We start from the raw sequence: 18,250 nt of genomic DNA, 5'->3' as shown, positions 1-18,250 counted from the left end.
GTGAAAAAATTTGATGAAATCAACATTATTCCTTTCATCGACATTATGTTGGTGTTATTAGCGATAGTGTTGGTCACCGCATCCTTTATTTCCCAAGGAAAAATTAAGGTAAATGTGCCCAAAGCGAGTTCAACGGTCGCATTCAAGTCAGATGAATTAACAAAATTATTAACGGTTACAGCTGACAAGCAACTTTATTTTAACGATAAGCCTATTTCACAAGAAGCGCTTGAAAAAGAAATTATGGGTTGGAATAAAGATCAAAAAGTAACGTTAAAAATTGATGCTGAAGCTTCCTTCCAAGATTTCGTAACCATTACCGATATGTTATCGAAAAATGAAATCAAAAATGTTGTTATTGTTTCCATGAAAGATAAAGGCGCTCCAAGCAAAACAACTCAAGGAAATGAATCAAAAAATACGCCTGAAGTAGGTGGAGTTGCAAGCGGAGGCGTTGGAGTAGGACGTAGTCAATGAACAGCCAACAAACCAAACGATCATTATTAGGTTTGCTTATTTCTTTATTGATTCATGGTAGCATCCTTGGTGCGTTATTTTGGAACTGGCATACGCCACATGAAGCTGCGAGCGATGCGCCAGGTGAAATATCCACAACGATTTCAATGGAAATGATTCAAGGAATGCGAGTGGAAGAACCCACTCCAGAACCGGAACCTGAACCTCAACAGGTGGAACCAGAGCCTGAAAAACACGACATCGTTGAGGATCCAACGAAAAAACCAGAGCCTGAAAAGAAAAAAGAACCTGAGAAAAAACCAGAAAAACCAATAGAAAAGCCGAAACCAAAACCTAAAGAGAAGCCAAAAGAAAAGCCTAAAAATGAGGTAAAAACAGAGAAACCAGTAGAAATGCCGAAAAATTTACCGATTGGTGATAAAAATATCAATTCAACGGCTACAGCAAATTCTAAAGCAACAACTACAGGACAACCTGGTACAAATGGTGTTCAAGGTGGCTCAGGTGCCAATACGGATGAGCTAAATGCTTATCGTGCGGCTATTCGACGTGAAATTGAACGGCACAAACGCTATCCTGCTCGTGCGAAGATGATGCGTAAACAAGGTGTTGTGAGCGTGAGTTTTAGCGTAGGGGCAGATGGCTCCTTATCAGGAGAACGAGTAACGAATTCCTCTGGAGATGAAAGCTTAGACAACGCAGCACTGGAAGCGGTGAGAAGTGCGAGACCTGTTGGTCCAAAACCAGCTGGATTTACCTCTTCAGTCAGTGTACCAATTAGCTTCACCATTCAATAGATAAATAAAAAGGCGAACATCATGTTCGCCTTTTCTTTTGCTAATCTTAATTAGCCCATACCGTATTTTTTCAATTTCTTACGCAATGTACCACGGTTAATGCCGAGCATGTTTGCTGCACGGGTTTGGTTACCGCGGGTGTATTGCATAATCATATCTAACATCGGGTGTTCAACTTCCGCTAATACTAATTCGTAAAGATCATTCACATCTTGACCATCTAATTGTGATAAGTAATTGCGTAAAGCTTGTTTTACTGAATCACGTAATGGTTTGTTTGTTACTTGTGATTGAGAGTTTAAAACTGAAACGGTTAACGCTTCAGACGGACTACGTTGTTGTTCTAACATTTTTCTTTATCCAAAATTGAATTTAAAAAATCTTCCAGCACAATTAACTGCTCTTTCGGTTCATTAATTGCGTTAAAAGTCTGTCTAAAAACGGAATCGGGTTGAATTCCCTGTAAATACCAAGCCACGTGCTTACGGGCTATTCGATAGCCTTTTTGCTCACCATAGAACTGATGAAGTTCCTGAATATGACGCAAAATATGACCGCACTTTTCACGCAAACTTGGAGTTTGAATTATCGAATCATGTTCCACTAAGGCCTCGACGGCTTGAAAAAGCCATGGATTGCCTAGTGCGGCACGACCGATCATTATTGCATCGGCACCTGTGTACTCAAGTACCTTTTTCGCTTTCGATGCAGAATCAATATCACCATTCGCAATAACAGGAATTGAAATTGATTGTTTGACTGCTCGAATATTGTCGTATTCCGCTTCCCCTTCAAATAAGCATTCTTTCGTCCGCCCGTGAATGGTTAAAGCTTGAATACCAGATTGTTCTGCAATTTTGCCGATTTGCACACAGTTTCGATTTGCCTTATCCCAACCTGTGCGAATTTTTAACGTCACAGGCACATCAACGGCATTCACCACTTCTTTTAAAATTTTTTCCACTAAATCAGGAAATTGAAGCAGTGCAGAGCCCGCTAATTTTCGATTTACTTTCTTTGCGGGACAGCCCATATTGATGTCGATAATTTCAGCACCATAGGCTACATTAATTGCTGCAGCTTGGGCCATTTCTAAAGGATCAGAACCTGCGATTTGCACCGCATTTAATCCCAACTCTTCACTATGTGCTAAACGAAGTTTCGATTTCTCTGTATGCCAAACTTGTGGATTAGTGGACATCATCTCTGAAAACGTTAATCCTGCACCATAATGGGCACATAAACGTCGAAAGGGCTGATCCGTGATACCTGCCATGGGTGCCAATAAAATACGATTTTTTAATTCGTAAGAACCAATTCGCATTTTATGTTATCCCCAATTACAAGTCCTATCTCCAGCAAGTCAGGCCACAATAGCAACCGACAAGGGGTGCTATATTACGCATTTTTCTTTTTTTTGCAAAGTGAATTTTGTTCAAAAAATGCACTTTTTTTAATTGACAAAAAGAAATTAAGCCGATTTTAATTTACCTGTAATACGGCACCATTCCTCTTTCACTGCAACAGGATCTAAATCAAATGATTGTGTATAAGCATCACATACCGATTGTGCTTGTGTTTCTAAAATACCAGATAATCCTAGATCTCCGCCCTCTTTCACTAATTGAGAAATAATTGGGTAAAGTTCTTTTAATGGCCCAGCAAGAATATTCGCCACGACGACATCTGCTTTTAAATCGGCAGGTTTATCATCGGATAGGAAAAGCTGAAGACGATTTGCCACCCCATTTTGTTTCGCATTATTACGACTTGCGAGAATCGCCTGTGGATCGATATCAATACCAATCGCATTTTTTGCGCCTAATTTAAGAGCCGCAATAGCAAGAATTCCTGACCCACAACCAAAATCGATGACAGTTTTGCCTGTTAAATCTAAACCATCTAACCACTCTAAACAAAGTGCAGTTGTCGGGTGGGTACCTGTCCCAAAAGCTAAACCAGGATCAAGCATCACATTCACCGCATTTTGATCTGGCACTTCACGCCAGCTTGGGCAAATCCATAAACGTTGACCAAATTGCATTGGGTGGAAGTTATCCATCCATTCACGTTCCCAGTCTTTATCCTCGATTTGCTCAATTTTGTAAGCGGTATGTTCATCTAAATGATGTGCTTGTTTAAGCAAACTCACAATTTCATTCATATCGGTTTCTGCATCAAACAAGGCAATCACATCGGTGTTTCCCCACAAACGTGTTTCGCCCGGAAGTGGTTCAAAAATCGGCGTATCCTGGCTATCCATAAATGTGACCGAAACTGAGCCAATTTCTTCTAAAAAATCGCTAATTTTCTCAGCTTTTTCATTTGTACTATTTAAGCGAATTTGAATCCACGCCATCTTCTTTTCCTTTTAATTAATTTCTTTATGTAACCATTTCGGTAATAAACTTACGCCTAGGGCTGAAACCACAATAATGATAATCCCAAGCGCTGAAACAAGTGAAACCTCTTCGTTAAGCAATAACACCGCCAAAAAGACACCGAAAATCGGCTCAAGTGCGGTCAAAATTCCAGAGATTTTTGCATCCACTGAATTTAAACCTTTATTCCATAACCAAAAGGCAAACCAACTACATGCTACACCGAGATAAATCAAACCGAAGAAACCAAGCCAGTTAAAATGGATATCCCAGTTTTCAGTCATCAATAAAGTAAATGGCATCATGGTGATAGTTGCCAACACAATTGAAATGGATGTATAAGCTTGTGCTGAAACCGTTGCCACCACTTTTTTCGTCCAACGTAAACAACAAGCAAATACAATACTTGCCGCTACTACTAAGGAGCAACCCAATAAACTAATTTGACTTGAGCCTTCATTGCCATGCCCACCTAAAATTAAAATGGCCACGCCTAAAAAGGCAAAAGCGCCACACAACCAATGATACCATTTCGCACGATCTTGAAAGAAAAAATGCCCAATAAAAATCACACATAACGGCTCTAATCCAATCATGGTCGTTGCGCTCGCCGCGCTCGTATATTTTAAGCCAATAAATTGCAGCAAAAAGGTGGCAGTATAATTAAAAAAACCTAACCACCAAAGCTGTTTTCGCATAGGTTTAGACACGCCTTTCCAACGACGAAAAAAGAGTGGCATCACAATAATCGCCGCCATGAATAAACGGACTTGGATCATCAAAATGGTGTCCATCATTGTAAAGGTGTATTTAGCGGCAACAAAGGCACTACTCCAAATAAACAATGCTAGGATTTGATAAACCATAAAGTGTGGTCCGTTTTTACTGTTTTTTTGTACCGAATTGGTTACCCAAGATGAAAGCTATCAAACCAAATACAAGTGCAGGCACAATCGCATTAAAACCAAATAGTTTGACACCAAATTGAGTCAGAAGCACATAACTGCTTAATCCCACCACCATTGAGCTTATTGCCCCTGCTGCATTTGCTTTATCCCAATAAATGCCTAATACAATCACCCAAAGGAATGCCGCTTCTAATCCCCCGAAAGCAAATAGATTCAACCAGATAATCATATCTGGTGGATTCAGTGCCGCAAGAATTAACAACGCCGATAAAATCAGTGTGATGACTGATGAAATACGGCTAATTCGTTTTTCATTCTTCGCTGCTTCAGGTTTGCTTGCAAGATATAAGTCTTTCACAAAAATTGAGGAGGATTGAATGAGTTGTGCATCAACTGTGGACATGATCGCAGACATCGGCGCCGCTAAGAAAATCCCTGCAACAATAGGTGGGAGCACTTCCAACATTAAGGTTGGAATGACTTTATCTGATACGGTCAAATCAGGCACAACGGCACGTCCTAAAGCACCCGCCAAATGCATCCCTAACATAATCACAGAAAGGACAATCGTCCCAATGAGCATACCTCGATGTAAGGCTTTACTGTCTTTGAAAGCCATACAACGGACAGCTGTATGTGGTAAACCAACCACACCGAAACAGACTAGGATCCAAAACGATGCCATAAATTGAAAATCTAGCATCTCATTCGGGCCGTAAGGACTCACTAAACTCGGATCAATTTCAGTTAATTTATTGACCGCACTTTCTACGCCACCGAGATGGTAAATAACGCCCACTAATAGCACGATTGTGCCAAAAATCATTACCGTACCTTGAATCGTATCGGTTAACACGACCGCTCGGAAACCACCAATAAACGTATAAATGCCAACCGTTAAGGCAAAAATAAGCAAGGCGTGAGTATAAGGAATCCCTATCGTAGTTTCGAGCAATCTTGCCCCACCAATAAATTGCACAACCATAGCAGCAAAGAAGGCAAGCAACAATGCTAGACTGGAAATCCAAACGAGATATTTATTTTTATAACGATAGAGAAATAAATCATTGATAGTAAGCGCATTGGTCTCGCGAGAAAGTAATGCAAACTTTTTGCCCAATGCACCTAAGGCTAACCAAACAGCCGGTACTTGGATCATGGCGAGTAATACCCAACCTAGCCCATATTTATAAGCTGCCCCAGGTCCACCAACAAAAGAACTGGCACTAGCATAAGTGGAAGCCGTTGTCATCGCAAGGACAAAACCTGTCATCGAGCGATTTCCTACATAATATTCCGTAAGAAAATCCCCTTTACTGCGTTTTACATAAGCAAATAATGCCGCGCCAAAGATGAAAACTAAGTAGATAACTAAGGGGAGAATAATACCTAAATTCATTATTTATTCTCCTTTGACTCAACGTCTAGTGGAATATCTAAAAAGACAATTTTGACAATCCAATACCCAATGACTACAAACAAAATGGGTAAATAAATGCAGGATAATTCAAACCACAACGGAAAACCTATCGGCCCAGACGAGTTTTTTGGTAGATAAGCACAAACACACCACCCAATCACGTAAAGAATGGCTAACCCTAATGCCCAGCGCGCCTCCTTGGCAGCTTGTTTATATCGTTGTGACAACCCCATTATTAACTCCTTTTGGTTAGAAAGTTGTGCCCATTTCTAGAAAAATACGATTTTTATCATAACTATAAAATGGATGATTACTTGAAACTCTTTGATAAGACCATGTAATTTTAGGCGTAATTCCCCAAAAGTAAAGATCACGATGCCATAATGTTACTGCTGATTGATATTCATTATTTTTTTGACGAATATTAAATAAATCAGCACCTTTATAAGTTCTATGTGCATAGGCAAGGGAAACTCGGGTTGAAATACCCCAGCCCCACTCTTGCCCCCACCCTAAACGCAGATTTTTACGTTGGTAAGCATTGTCTTCGTCTCGTGTATTTTCACGATTATAATCAGCGCCTATGAACCAAAATTGACCACTCTTAGGAAAATAAGATAACGTATTCGACCAAAGATAATTATTGCCATTCAAATGCTTACGAGTGTTGTAACGCTGTTCACCATGCTCAAGTGCGGTTGAAATTTGCCACTTTTCATTCAGCCAATAAGTTAGATCTAAACGAGCACCTGAATTTTTCGAATACTGTTTCATTGACTCGTTACCTGAGGAGCCACCTGCATACCATCGTCTTTCTATAAATGGCATCAATGAAATCTCAAAACGTGCTGTTTGATAACCTACTCCAGCACCGACTCTACCATTAAATTCATTATATTTTTTATTATCCCAGTAATATTTCCCACTTCCCTCAATAGAAAATTGAGTGAAATAATTATGGAGCAATGACCATTTTTTCTCTGCTTCTGCAAAATAAGAAAAACCTCTTGCACTTTCACGTTCCCAGGCATTCCAATTTCCAATGCGAGTGCCAGCTTTTGGCGCATTGTTAATATTACTTTCATTCAAGAAACTCAAACCACCTCGAAACTTCCACTGATCTCGGCGGTTAAGTGCTGAAAGATATTGGTCGATCATGATGATAGACTCTGATGAAACTTGTTCAGCTCTCAGTTTTTGGAATTGATCTTTAGCAGCCTCATTATCATTGTTTAAAAAGAGAGCTTGTGCTAACTGATAACGTAACGGTAGAATGGTCGAATCTTGAGAAAATAGCGTACGATAACGAGTTACCGCCTCCGAAAAACGCCTTTCTTCGCGAGCATTAATCGCATTCGCCCATTCAAGTAAAAATGGATCTTGTTTAGGCAGATTTTGATACAACGGCAATAATAGTTGAACGGCTTCACCGTTATTTTGCAACACCGCGGTGATCAATCCACGCACAATCAAATCTGGATGTTTCGACAATTCTTCTTTCGCAATAGAAAGCGTATGTTTATCTTTCCGTTTATCTGATACTTGTGGATTTGCAGAGGATAAACTAGGTTTAGCAAATTCAAGTTGATCATCAAATCGTTCATCACGAGGTTTAGGAGACTTCCCTGCTGCAAAAGAGAAAGAACTCAGCAATAAAGACGAGCTTAAGAATAAAACAAGTTTAGATTGTGGAATCATTTTTTATTCCCATAAAGAAAATAAAGCAAGCACGAAGCTTGCTTTAAATAATAATGAAATAGAATTTCTTATTGTGCTTTTGCACCGTAGGCTCCAACCCAAGAATTATCTTTAGCTTTTACCATTCCACCTAGTTCTTTAGCTCCATCCCCATAAAACTTGCCCTCTGATACAGCTTCTGAAACAAAAGAGGAGGATTTTGCAGTACCGTAAAATTTATTGCCTGAAATATCGGCATTAATGTCAACTTTGACGTTATTAAATTTACTTTCCCCTGATTCAACATCATATTTAGGACTATCAACGTTTAAACTTCCTGATAATTTTTTGTCACCAAAATTAACCTTAAATTCAGAGGTACCTTTTCTATAACCACCAAATACATGATTCCCTTTATCCGCCATTATACTTTCACCTTTGTAAGTAACTTCCCCTGATTCTGGCACACTGTTTGAAGGATTTCCATTATAAAAAAGAATATCATCTTGCCCAAATGAATGACTTGCAATTGCACCAAAGCGAACATCTGTGTATTTTCCACAACAAATATGTGGTGCTAAATTCAGCTTCTCGATAAACGCCCCTTCTTTTGTCCAATCTTGACTTGGTTCAAGTTTAAAATCAATAGGAATATTTTTGCCATCAACATTGATACTAGCAAAATTATTAGTAGCAATGAGCTCCTGTTCATTCTTAATTGTATTAATATTTCCCGCAATATTTCCCTCATCTTCTGTTTTTATAGAAAATGCTAAACCAGTATTAGTTGGCAAACGTTCAGGCATTCCAGGAGTTGGCTGTTCAATTGGTTTTGATGACTCAGCTGGTTTGGATTCCTCAGTAGGTTTGGACTGCTCAGTGGGTTTGGACTGCTCAGTGGGTTTGGATTGCTCAGCAGGTTTGGATTGCTCAGCAGGTTTGGATTGCTCAGCAGGTTTGGATTGCTCAGCAGGTTTGGATTGCTCAGCAGGTTTGGATTGCTCAGCAGGTTTGGATTGCTCAGCAGGTTTGGATTGCTCAGCAGGTTTGGATTGCTCAGCAGGTTTGGATTGCTCAGCAGGTTTGGATTGCTCAGCAGGTTTGGATTGTTCAGCAGGTTTGGATTGCTCAGCAGGTTTGGACTGCTCAGTGGGTTTGGGTTGACTCACTAATTGATTATTACCACCGCCACCACTTCCACAGGAAGCTAGCATTACCGTTGTAAGAATAGTTAAGCTGAATTTCGAAAGATTAAATTTCATTGTTTTTCCTTAAGCAAAAAAATAGTCACAAATTATATAGGGATTTTATATCATTTCAAATACATTTTATAAATCATTGAGATAAAATTAACTAGACTTAATAAAAAACGGCCAATCCATCTTGAATTAGCCGTTTCATTTTAATCATACATTCCTAATTTCTTCTCTAAATAATGGATATTTGCGCCACCTTTTTGGAAGTTTTCATCTTCAAGAATAAGTTCATGAAGTGGGATATTTGTTTTGATACCATCAATAATCGTTTCAGATAATGCATTTTGCATACGACGAATAGCTACATCACGAGTATCACCGTATGTGATTAATTTTGCGATCATAGAATCATAATGCGGAGGAACGGTATAACCGCCATACACATGAGAATCCCAACGAACGCCTAAACCACCTGGTGAGTGCAAGTGTGCCACTTTACCTGGAGATGGTAAGAATGTTTTTGGATCTTCTGCATTGATACGACATTCAATTGCATGACCTTTCACTTTAATATCTTCTTGTTTATAAGAAAGTGGTAAACCAGCCGCAATACGCAATTGTTCTTTCACCAAATCCACACCGGTAATCATTTCTGTTACTGGGTGTTCTACTTGAATACGGGTATTCATTTCGATGAAATAGAATTCGCCATTTTCATACAAGAATTCAAAGGTACCTGCACCGCGATAGCCAATTTCAACACAAGCCTTCGCACAGCGAGAACCGATATCACGACGGACTTCTTCGGTAATACCTGGTGCGGGTGCTTCTTCTACGACTTTTTGGTGACGACGTTGCATAGAGCAATCACGCTCTGCAAGATAGATTGCGTTACCGTGTGTATCCGCTAAAACTTGGATTTCAATATGGCGTGGATTTTCTAAATATTTTTCCATATAAACCATATCATTGTTAAACGCTGCTTTTGCTTCTGCTTTTGTCATCGCAATGGATTCTTCAAGTGCATCTTCGCTACGTACCACGCGCATACCACGACCGCCGCCACCGCCAGACGCCTTGATAATAATTGGATAGCCAATACGTTTTGCAATTTCTTTATTTTTCGCTATATCGCTACCTACTGGGCCATCTGAACCCGGTACGCAAGGTACGCCCGCTTTTTTCATTGCTTTAATTGCAGAAACTTTATCCCCCATCAAACGAATGACGTCTGCAGTTGGGCCAATAAAAATAAAACCAGAACGCTCAACTTGCTCTGCAAAATCCGCATTTTCAGAAAGGAAACCATAGCCAGGGTGAATCGCATCCGCACCCGTTACCTCTGCAGCAGCAATAATAGCAGGAATATTTAAATAACTTTTTACAGATGGCGCAGGTCCTATACAAACTGTTTCATCTGCAAGTAATACGTGTTTTAAATCACGATCAGCGGTAGAGTGAACCGCCACGGTTTTAATGCCTAATTCTTTACAGGCACGCAAAATACGCAGTGCAATTTCACCACGGTTAGCAATCACAACTTTTTCTAACATAACAATTTCCACTTGGGTGAAAAAATGGCGAGAAAGCTCGCCATTTCAGATTGATAGGGATTATTCGATAACGATTAATGGTTGGTCAAATTCAACCGCTTCGCCATCATTTACTAAGATTGCTTTAACCACACCAGCTTTATCAGCTTCGATACGGTTCATCATTTTCATTGCTTCAACGATACAAAGCGCATCGCCTACTTTGACTGTTTGTCCCACTTCTACGAAAGCTTTCGCTTCCGGGCTTGGGCTACGATAGAATGTACCTACCATTGGTGAGCGCACTTGGTGCCCTGACACTTCAGCCGCAGGTGCTTCAGTAGGCGCTGCTGCCGCAGGAGCAGCTGCAGGAGCTGCAACTGGAGCTACAGGCGCCGCTGCATATTGAATTGCAGCAGGTGCAACTGCTGGTGCCACACGACTAATACGTACCGTACCTTCTTCTTCTTGCACTTCTAATTCAGTGATACCCGATTCTTCTACTAATTCAATCAGTTTTTTGATTTTACGAATGTCCATACGTTCTTCCTAAAAATAATAATGAATTATCAACCGCACTTTCAGAATTGATTCCCAAAGTGCGATCATTTTGAAACCTATTTTTTGTGTCGGCAAGATTACCGCAAAATCATGAACTTTGCGATACATTTCTGCGAAAATCTGTAAATTTTGTGAAATTTTATGCTTTTTTATTTAAAAAATCTAACGCAAATTGGAGAGCAAACTCATAGCCTTTTGCACCTAAGCCACAAATTACCCCTTCAGCCACATCACTAAAGTAAGAATAATGACGGAATGGCTCGCGTTTATGTACATTAGACAAATGAATTTCAACAAAAGGAATTGACACCGCAAGCAACGCATCGCGCAATGCAACACTGGTATGCGTATAAGCTGCCGGATTAATTAAAATAAAATCCACCTTCTGAAAACTTTGATGAATCTTATCAATTAACTTTTCTTCGCTATTTGCTTGGAAACACTCCAAATTCACATCATGCTGCGCAGCAAGTTTACCCACATTTTCTTCAATGGCAGATAATGAAAGTGAACCATAATGTTTTGGTTCCCTTGCGCCCAACATATTTAAGTTCGGGCCATTTAACAGCAAAATATTGAATTTTTTTGACATTTTCACATCCTTTAACGTGTGCGAATTATAGCGATTTTTTATGTAATGGTGGTCGTATCTCTATACAATTTTGGTAATAAATTCAGAATTTAAATCAATTATCGGTAAATCTGAGCCTGGCCACGCACGTAATATTTGATGTTGCATTACATTCAACGTATCTAATCCCGGCATCACGTTAGGCGTATATTGCGCAGCGATACGAGCGAGTTGTGTCAATCCAAGGCTACTTTCAATACTCGAGCTGATCACCGCTTTTATACCTAAACTATGAGCTTGTGCAATCAGCTTTTGACAATCTTGCAGTGAGCCAATCAATGTTGGTTTAATTACAATGGCGCTTAAATGCGGTTCTTTTTCTAAAAGAAAATCTGGCTCTCGCACACTTTCATCCCAAGCAATATTAATACCTGTTTGAGCTGCAAACTGACGGCTCTCTTCACGTGTTTTACAAGGTTCTTCCAGAAATTGAATGCGAGATCGATGTTGCGGTTTTACTTTCTCCGCAAATTTTAAGGCTTTTTCTAATGTCCATTGACGATTCGCATCTAGACGTAATTGCAAATCAGGAATAGCTTCTAGAAACATATTCGTAATCAATCCATCACGATTCGCTTCATACATACCGACTTTGATTTTAGCGACTTTGTCACCTGACATTTGATTAAGTTCGGCATATAACTCATCAGGATCGCCATAGCACAACGGTGCAGTATGATAGTTACCTTCCTCATTTAAATAACGTTTCATCTCATCCATCGCTGTGCTAATACCGAAAGCAACGGAGGGATGACAACCGTCAAGTGGGACTCTTGGCGCTTCGCAGCTTGCATGACACCAATTCGTCAACCACTCAATCGCTTGCTCTTGCGCTTGTTCGATAGTTTCTTCGCTAAACCCAGGTAAAGGTGCAATTTCCCCCCAGCCATCACGGCTGCAAGCAACACGTACAATCAAACCTTCACGGCGTTTTAAAAAACGTCCACGTAAAATCAATTGGCTGTCGACTGGAATAGAATAACGATAAAGATTAAATGATTTGGTTTCCATCTTATTCTCCTTGATGACAAAAGTGCGGTTAAAAACACTCTGATTTTCAACCGCACTTTTATATTCAAATTAAGGATTACGTCTGAATTTACTGAAGTCTGGTGCGCGTTTTTCGTTAAACGCGTTACGGCCTTCTTGACCTTCTTCAGTCATATAGAACAACATGGTTGCGTTACCCGCAAGCTCTTGTAAACCTGATTGACCATCGCAGTCTGCATTCAATGCAGCTTTTAAGCAACGCAATGCAATTGGGCTATTACGTAACATTTCACGGCACCAACGCACGGTTTCTTTTTCTAAATCAGCATAAGGCACGACGGTATTCACTAAGCCCATATCTAATGCTTCTTGCGCATTATATTGGCGACATAAGAACCAAATTTCTCGGGCTTTTTTCTGACCGACTAAACGGGCCATATAGCTTGCACCCCAACCACCATCAAATGAGCCTACTTTAGGGCCAGTTTGACCAAAGATCGCATTGTCTGCTGCAATGGTTAAATCACATAACATATGAAGTACGTGACCGCCGCCAATTGCGTAACCAGCCACCATTGCTACCACTGGTTTTGGACAAGTACGAATATCACGTTGGAAATCCAATACATTTAAATGATGCACACCGCTTTCATCTTTGTAACCGCCGTAGTCACCACGAATTTTTTGGTCACCACCAGAACAGAATGCTTTTTCGCCTTCACCGGTTAACACAATCACGCCAATTTTTTCATCGAAACGCGCGTTAGAAAATGCATGGATCATTTCTTTAACTGTTTGCGGACGAAATGCATTGCGCACTTCTGGGCGGTTAATAGTGATTTTTGCGATACCATCAGTCGATTTGTGGAAACGAATATCAGTGTAACCTTCGCTATGATCAACCCACTCAACTGGTGCATATAAAACATCATCTTTTGGATTTTGCATTGTTCTTTCCTTTATAAGTGTAAAAAGTGCGGTCATTATAGCGGAAGTTTTTTAGTTCGGGAAAGAAAATCAATTATTGAAGACTTTACAATTATGTCGTTGTTGTTAAAATTCCGCCATTCCAACTTTAGTAAGGAAATTTAAGTGAAAAAAATTATTTTTTTAAGCAGCATTATGCTATTGAATGCTTGTAGTTTATTCGGTTCATCACAATCAACTATTCCTGCTGAATTCGCACAAGCAGACTATCTTCTGTCTGATGCCAATGCAAAAACATGGGCTATCGCAAGTAAACAAGCTGAACAATGTATCTATCCGAATTTAACTCGAATTCAGCAACAACATTTTGCCAAAGAAGATAGCTATATTCATTCCCAATATGTCTTTTTCTATCCGTTAGAAAAAATCATCGGTGAAGACTATGTAAAAATGATTCAAAAAGATGAAAAATCGATGAATTACGCGACCTATCAATTTAAGAAGTTCCGCGCAGAAATTGGTGATGTCGATGCATTAGAGCCAAAAGCTTGCCAAATTTTACGTACTCAGGCAAAAGAAGACTTAGATGTCGTGAAAGGCCAATATGTAAATGGCATGGTAGATGAAACGAAAAATGATGATGGTACATTGAAGAAAACGGGTGATGGTATTGCCACCAATCAAAACAAATTCTTCTTTGATATTATTAAATGGGGTTCAGCCCTTCTTCTCTAATTTTTATTATTTTATATAAATTTATATCTCACTCACGGCGTAAATATTTTTACGCCGTTTTTATATCTGAGAAAACGGTTGCGATCAAAAAAAGCTTAAATTTTCAGTAAAAAAACAAAATAGTCATTTAAATTAAAGCCATTTTCAGCTAGTCTAACAGGAATTAGTTTTTACAAGGAGAAAACATCATGACAACGCTTTTTGATATTGCACAAAACTGGTTAAATCAAGATCCTGATGCAGAAACTCACGCAGAATTAACCGCACTTTTAACGGCGGCGAAAAATGGTGATGAAAAAGCACAATCTGAATTACAAGCTCGCTTTAGTGGCCGTTTACAGTTTGGTACGGCAGGGCTTCGTGGACCATTACAAGCAGGCCCTATGGGTATGAACCGTGTTTTAGTGGCACAAGCTGCGGGCGGTTTAGCAGATTATTTAAAAGATTACGACAAACAACCTTCCATCGTGATTGGTTACGATGGTCGTAAAAACTCTGATGTTTTCGCACGTGATACCGCTGAAATCATGGCGGGTGCAGGCGTGAAAGCTTATTTACTTCCACGTAAATTACCAACGCCAGTATTAGCTTACGCAATCCAATATTTTGATACCACCGCAGGTGTCATGGTGACTGCAAGTCACAACCCACCAGAAGATAACGGCTATAAAGTTTACTTAGGTAAAGCGAACGGCGGTGGCCAAATCGTTTCTCCTGCAGATAAAGATATCGCGGCATTAATCGACAAAGTAGCAGCAGGCAATGTAAAAGATTTACCACGTAGTCAAGATTATGTTGTGCTAGATGATGAAGTGGTTAACGCTTATATTGAAAAAACTGCTTCTCTTGCTAAAGAACCTCAAGTAGACATTAACTACGTTTATACCGCAATGCACGGTGTAGGCTATGAAGTGTTAAGCAAAACCTTAACCAAAGCGGGTCTTCCACAACCTCATATTGTGGCGGAACAAGTATGGCCAGATGGCACATTCCCAACAGTAAACTTCCCTAACCCGGAAGAAAAAGGTGCATTAGATTTAGCCATTAAAGTAGCAAAAGAACACAATGCAGAATTCATTATTGCTAATGACCCAGATGCAGACCGTTTAGCGGTGGCTGTTCCAGATGCACAAGGTAACTGGAAACCTTTACACGGCAACGTAGTAGGTTGTTTCTTAGGTTGGTATTTGGCAAAACAATATCATGCAAAAGGTGAGAAAGGCGTATTAGCGTGTTCTTTAGTATCTTCTCCAGCGCTTGCTGAAATTGCGAAAAAATACGGCTTCCAATCAGAAGAAACCTTAACCGGTTTCAAATACATCGGTAAAGTTCAAGGCTTATTATTCGGTTTCGAAGAAGCGCTTGGTTACTTAGTTGACCCAGATAAAGTACGTGACAAAGACGGTATTTCTGCAGCTATCGTGTTCTTAGATTTAGTGCGTCACTTAAAAGCACAAGGCAAAACCTTAGCAGATTACGCTAATGACTTCACGCAAGAATTCGGTGCTTATGTAAGTGGGCAAATTTCTATTCGTGTAAGCGATTTATCTGAAATTGGTAAATTAATGACCGCACTTCGTAACACGCCTCCAGCTGAAGTAGGTGGTGTTAAAGTGGCACAATTTATCGACCATACTAAAACAGATCGTCAAAGCGACATCCTTGTATTCGTATTAGAAAATGGTAGCCGCTTAATCGCTCGTCCATCTGGTACTGAGCCAAAAATCAAGTTCTATCTTGATGCTCGCGGTAAAGATTCAAAAGACGCGGATCAAGTTTTAGCACAATTTGAGGAAGGCGTTCGTCAAATTCTGCGTCAAGATGCTTACGGCAAACAAGATTGCTAATTGAGCAAACTATTAAATAATAAAAAAACGCTAGGCTTGATGCCTAGCGTTTTTATTTTTACTTATTTCAATGCAAGTTGTAACTTGCCGTGATGTTTTTCTAATAACGCTTCTGCTTGAGCACGATCTAGTCCACTCAAAATCATCATAATCGCTAATTTCGCATTTTGATCAGCCTGCTTTAATGTCTCTTCTGCAAGAGCCTTATCGCAATCCGTGGCTTGCATGACGATACGAATGGCGCGAGCTTTCAGCTTTTCATTACTTGCCTGCACATCCACCATTAAGTTTTGATAGCATTTGCCCATTAAGATCATGGAAGCCGTAGTCAGCATATTCAGTACTAATTTTTGGGCGGTGCCTGATTTTAAGCGACTCGAACCAGTCAGCACTTCTGGCCCCACTACCGTATCAATAGCAATATCCACAATATTCGCCATCGCTGAATTCGGATTACTTGCAATCGAAACGGTCACTGAACCTAAACTTTTCGCATATTCCAATGCACCGATCACATAAGGTGTTCGGCCACTCGCAGCAATACCAACCAAGACATCTTTTGAGGAAAATTGAATGGTTTGTAAGTCAACCACGGCGTGCGTTTTGCTGTCTTCGGCACCTTCAATTGGATGACGTAATGCGCGCTCGCCGCCTGCAATAATACCTTTCACCATTTCAGGTGACACACCAAATGTTGGCGGGCATTCAGAAGCATCAAGTACGCCTAATCGACCACTGGTTCCAGCGCCAATATAGACTAATCGACCACCTTGTTGAAATGCAGCAACAATACATTCGACCGCTTGGGCAATTTGAGGTAAGCATTTTTCAATTGCCAAAGGCACTTGTTTATCTTCCTTATTCATTAACTGCACAATTTCCAATGCAGACAAGCTATCCACATGCATGGAATTGGGATTCCGTTGTTCAGTAATTAAAGTTGAAAGGGTTTGTAATAAATTTTCTGCCATGGTTTATTCCTTTGGAAAAATCGCCCCTAAACTGACCGCACTTGTGGCACCCGTCACACTCGGTAAATTAGCGGGCAAATTATGCATACGACGATAGGCCAACCAAGCAAAAGCTGCCGCTTCCACATAATCGATATCAAGTTCTAATTCCGTCGTCAGTTGAATACGCCAATTTAGTAATGCCTGTTTTAAACCATTCATGATCACCTGATTTTTAGCACCTCCGCCACAAACAAGTAATCTGCATGGTAATGTCGTCTGAATATTATTAAGGGCTAATACAATACTTTGCACGGTAAATTCAGCCAAGGTGGCTTGCACATCTTGTGGTAAAAGTGCGGTCGTTTTGCCTGTTATTTTTTGAATTTTATTCTCTAGCCAAGCCAAATTAAATAATTCACGCCCCGTGCTTTTCGGTGGTGGAAGCTGAAAGAAATCTTCATCTAATAATACCGCTAACAAATCTGGATTCACCTGACCTGAAGCCGCCCATTCACCATTTTTGTCGTAAGCTTTGTCTTGATGTTTTTCGATCCATTGGTCGAGCAAGGTATTACCGGTTCCCGTATCAAAGCCAATGACAGGCTGTTCGGGTATCAATAACGATATATTGCTAATACCGCCAATATTAAGCACCACCGTTGCCCAGTTAGGATCAAAAAATACCGCTTGATGAAAAGCGGGTACTAAAGGCGCCCCTTGTCCACTAAACGCCATATCTTTACGGCGCAAATCACCAACAACCGTAATACCTGTTTTAGCGGCTAATAAATTCATATCACCGATTTGCATGGTAAACGGGAATTGACTTTTTGGGGAATGCCACACTGTTTGACCATGGCAGCCAATAGCTTCAACCTGCTCTGGTTTTAGCTGATGTTTATGTAAAAAGGTATTTACGCAATCCGCATAAAGCAAACCAAATTGATGATCAAGCTCACCCAATGCTTGTAACGTGGTTTCGCCAGATTGAATAAGTGCGGTCATTTTTTCGCGTAAATTTTCCGGCATCGGCGTAAAATCGGCCGCAATTAATTTGGTTTGATTCGAATGGATGTTAGTAAGAGCAATGTCTACACCATCAAGACTGGTGCCAGACATAATGCCAAGATAATAAGTCATAATATTCAATTCGTGAGTTTTTCAGAATTATAGCGGATTTTAAAAAAATAAAAAAAGAGAGAACATTGTAGTTCTCTC

Annotated in this window: 19 protein-coding genes; 4 read left to right on the top strand and 15 right to left on the bottom strand. The window is 40.1% G+C overall.

Annotation, left to right across the window (positions count from 1 at the left end):
* Positions 1-477: a TonB system transport protein ExbD gene (exbD, locus tag DPV95_RS02555; protein ID WP_005696906.1), complete on the top strand. Its 477-nt coding sequence runs from the start codon at positions 1-3 to the stop codon at positions 475-477.
* Positions 474-1,274, top strand: coding sequence for an energy transducer TonB (locus DPV95_RS02550; protein WP_049368235.1), 801 nt, complete (start codon positions 474-476; stop codon positions 1,272-1,274). Before exbD ends, DPV95_RS02550 begins: the two co-directional genes overlap by 4 nt.
* Positions 1,275-1,324: 50 nt before the next feature.
* Here the strand turns inward: DPV95_RS02550 and fis are convergent, their stop codons facing one another.
* The 13 genes from fis to menB all read right to left on the bottom strand — a co-directional run bounded on the left by fis (position 1,325) and on the right by menB (position 13,518).
* The gene (gene fis, locus DPV95_RS02545; protein WP_005696908.1) at positions 1,325-1,624 is read right to left on the bottom strand and encodes a DNA-binding transcriptional regulator Fis; all 300 of its coding nucleotides are present in this window, start codon (positions 1,622-1,624) and stop codon (positions 1,325-1,327) included.
* Positions 1,618-2,598 carry a tRNA dihydrouridine synthase DusB gene (gene dusB, locus DPV95_RS02540; RefSeq protein ID WP_049368236.1) on the bottom strand — a complete coding sequence of 327 codons (981 nt, stop codon included), beginning with the start codon at positions 2,596-2,598 and terminating at the stop codon, positions 1,618-1,620. Before dusB ends, fis begins: the two co-directional genes overlap by 7 nt.
* Before the next feature lie 147 nt (positions 2,599-2,745).
* Positions 2,746-3,633, bottom strand: coding sequence for a 50S ribosomal protein L11 methyltransferase (prmA, locus tag DPV95_RS02535; RefSeq protein ID WP_049368237.1), 888 nt, complete (start codon positions 3,631-3,633; stop codon positions 2,746-2,748).
* A 12-nt stretch (positions 3,634-3,645) separates the two neighbouring features.
* Positions 3,646-4,521, bottom strand: coding sequence for a DMT family transporter (locus DPV95_RS02530; RefSeq protein WP_049368238.1), 876 nt, complete (start codon positions 4,519-4,521; stop codon positions 3,646-3,648).
* A gap of 16 nt (positions 4,522-4,537) precedes the next feature.
* The gene (panF, locus tag DPV95_RS02525) at positions 4,538-5,962 is read right to left on the bottom strand and encodes a sodium/pantothenate symporter (protein ID WP_111406610.1); all 1,425 of its coding nucleotides are present in this window, start codon (positions 5,960-5,962) and stop codon (positions 4,538-4,540) included.
* Positions 5,962-6,216, bottom strand: a complete 255-nt coding sequence (locus DPV95_RS02520; protein ID WP_049368240.1) for a YhdT family protein — start codon at positions 6,214-6,216, stop codon at positions 5,962-5,964. Before DPV95_RS02520 ends, panF begins: the two co-directional genes overlap by 1 nt.
* Positions 6,217-6,232: 16 nt before the next feature.
* Positions 6,233-7,681, bottom strand: a complete 1,449-nt coding sequence (locus DPV95_RS02515; RefSeq protein WP_111406609.1) for a surface lipoprotein assembly modifier — start codon at positions 7,679-7,681, stop codon at positions 6,233-6,235.
* Between the two features lie 68 nt (positions 7,682-7,749).
* Positions 7,750-8,922 carry a Slam-dependent surface lipoprotein gene (locus tag DPV95_RS02510; RefSeq protein ID WP_111406608.1) on the bottom strand — a complete coding sequence of 391 codons (1,173 nt, stop codon included), beginning with the start codon at positions 8,920-8,922 and terminating at the stop codon, positions 7,750-7,752.
* Between the two features lie 140 nt (positions 8,923-9,062).
* Positions 9,063-10,409, bottom strand: coding sequence for an acetyl-CoA carboxylase biotin carboxylase subunit (gene accC, locus DPV95_RS02505; RefSeq protein ID WP_005698310.1), 1,347 nt, complete (start codon positions 10,407-10,409; stop codon positions 9,063-9,065).
* A 60-nt stretch (positions 10,410-10,469) separates the two neighbouring features.
* A complete protein-coding gene (gene accB / locus DPV95_RS02500; protein ID WP_049368243.1) occupies positions 10,470-10,928 on the bottom strand; it encodes an acetyl-CoA carboxylase biotin carboxyl carrier protein in 459 nt (152 codons plus the stop codon).
* 160 nt (positions 10,929-11,088) lie between these two features.
* Positions 11,089-11,541 carry a type II 3-dehydroquinate dehydratase gene (aroQ, locus tag DPV95_RS02495; protein ID WP_049368244.1) on the bottom strand — a complete coding sequence of 151 codons (453 nt, stop codon included), beginning with the start codon at positions 11,539-11,541 and terminating at the stop codon, positions 11,089-11,091.
* A 60-nt stretch (positions 11,542-11,601) separates the two neighbouring features.
* Positions 11,602-12,591, bottom strand: a complete 990-nt coding sequence (menC, locus tag DPV95_RS02490; RefSeq protein WP_049368245.1) for an o-succinylbenzoate synthase — start codon at positions 12,589-12,591, stop codon at positions 11,602-11,604.
* A gap of 69 nt (positions 12,592-12,660) precedes the next feature.
* Positions 12,661-13,518 (bottom strand): 1,4-dihydroxy-2-naphthoyl-CoA synthase, encoded by an 858-nt coding sequence (menB, locus tag DPV95_RS02485; RefSeq protein ID WP_005698319.1) that lies wholly within the window; start codon positions 13,516-13,518, stop codon positions 12,661-12,663.
* A gap of 144 nt (positions 13,519-13,662) precedes the next feature.
* On the opposite strand from menB, the gene DPV95_RS02480 reads away from it, so the two are divergent.
* Both DPV95_RS02480 and DPV95_RS02475 read left to right on the top strand, forming a co-directional pair.
* Positions 13,663-14,232 carry a DUF5358 domain-containing protein gene (locus DPV95_RS02480; protein ID WP_111406607.1) on the top strand — a complete coding sequence of 190 codons (570 nt, stop codon included), beginning with the start codon at positions 13,663-13,665 and terminating at the stop codon, positions 14,230-14,232.
* Between the two features lie 188 nt (positions 14,233-14,420).
* Complete coding sequence (locus DPV95_RS02475; RefSeq protein ID WP_049368246.1) at positions 14,421-16,079, top strand: phosphoglucomutase; 1,659 nt, start codon at positions 14,421-14,423, stop codon at positions 16,077-16,079.
* 62 nt (positions 16,080-16,141) lie between these two features.
* Here DPV95_RS02475 and murQ read toward each other — a convergent pair whose 3' ends face one another.
* Positions 16,142-17,050: an N-acetylmuramic acid 6-phosphate etherase gene (murQ, locus tag DPV95_RS02470; RefSeq protein WP_049368247.1), complete on the bottom strand. Its 909-nt coding sequence runs from the start codon at positions 17,048-17,050 to the stop codon at positions 16,142-16,144.
* A gap of 3 nt (positions 17,051-17,053) precedes the next feature.
* A complete protein-coding gene (locus DPV95_RS02465) occupies positions 17,054-18,172 on the bottom strand; it encodes an anhydro-N-acetylmuramic acid kinase (RefSeq protein ID WP_049368248.1) in 1,119 nt (372 codons plus the stop codon).
* Between the last annotated feature and the right edge of the window lie 78 nt (positions 18,173-18,250).

The sequence above is a fragment of the Haemophilus parainfluenzae genome, from assembly GCF_003252755.1.
Taxonomy (GTDB): domain Bacteria; phylum Pseudomonadota; class Gammaproteobacteria; order Enterobacterales; family Pasteurellaceae; genus Haemophilus_D; species Haemophilus_D parainfluenzae_N.
This window is presented reverse-complemented; position numbering and strand designations above follow the sequence as displayed.

Coding starts and splice junctions, on each gene's coding strand:
- DPV95_RS02550 (WP_049368235.1), top strand. CDS start 474: ATGAACAGCCAACAAACCAAACGATCATTATTAGGTTTGCTTATTTCT.
- fis (WP_005696908.1), bottom strand. CDS start 1,624: ATGTTAGAACAACAACGTAGTCCGTCTGAAGCGTTAACCGTTTCAGTT.
- dusB (WP_049368236.1), bottom strand. CDS start 2,598: ATGCGAATTGGTTCTTACGAATTAAAAAATCGTATTTTATTGGCACCC.
- prmA (WP_049368237.1), bottom strand. CDS start 3,633: ATGGCGTGGATTCAAATTCGCTTAAATAGTACAAATGAAAAAGCTGAG.
- DPV95_RS02530 (WP_049368238.1), bottom strand. CDS start 4,521: ATGGTTTATCAAATCCTAGCATTGTTTATTTGGAGTAGTGCCTTTGTT.
- panF (WP_111406610.1), bottom strand. CDS start 5,962: ATGAATTTAGGTATTATTCTCCCCTTAGTTATCTACTTAGTTTTCATC.
- DPV95_RS02520 (WP_049368240.1), bottom strand. CDS start 6,216: ATGGGGTTGTCACAACGATATAAACAAGCTGCCAAGGAGGCGCGCTGG.
- DPV95_RS02515 (WP_111406609.1), bottom strand. CDS start 7,681: ATGATTCCACAATCTAAACTTGTTTTATTCTTAAGCTCGTCTTTATTG.
- DPV95_RS02510 (WP_111406608.1), bottom strand. CDS start 8,922: ATGAAATTTAATCTTTCGAAATTCAGCTTAACTATTCTTACAACGGTA.
- accC (WP_005698310.1), bottom strand. CDS start 10,409: ATGTTAGAAAAAGTTGTGATTGCTAACCGTGGTGAAATTGCACTGCGT.
- accB (WP_049368243.1), bottom strand. CDS start 10,928: ATGGACATTCGTAAAATCAAAAAACTGATTGAATTAGTAGAAGAATCG.
- aroQ (WP_049368244.1), bottom strand. CDS start 11,541: ATGTCAAAAAAATTCAATATTTTGCTGTTAAATGGCCCGAACTTAAAT.
- menC (WP_049368245.1), bottom strand. CDS start 12,591: ATGGAAACCAAATCATTTAATCTTTATCGTTATTCTATTCCAGTCGAC.
- menB (WP_005698319.1), bottom strand. CDS start 13,518: ATGCAAAATCCAAAAGATGATGTTTTATATGCACCAGTTGAGTGGGTT.
- DPV95_RS02475 (WP_049368246.1), top strand. CDS start 14,421: ATGACAACGCTTTTTGATATTGCACAAAACTGGTTAAATCAAGATCCT.
- murQ (WP_049368247.1), bottom strand. CDS start 17,050: ATGGCAGAAAATTTATTACAAACCCTTTCAACTTTAATTACTGAACAA.
- DPV95_RS02465 (WP_049368248.1), bottom strand. CDS start 18,172: ATGACTTATTATCTTGGCATTATGTCTGGCACCAGTCTTGATGGTGTA.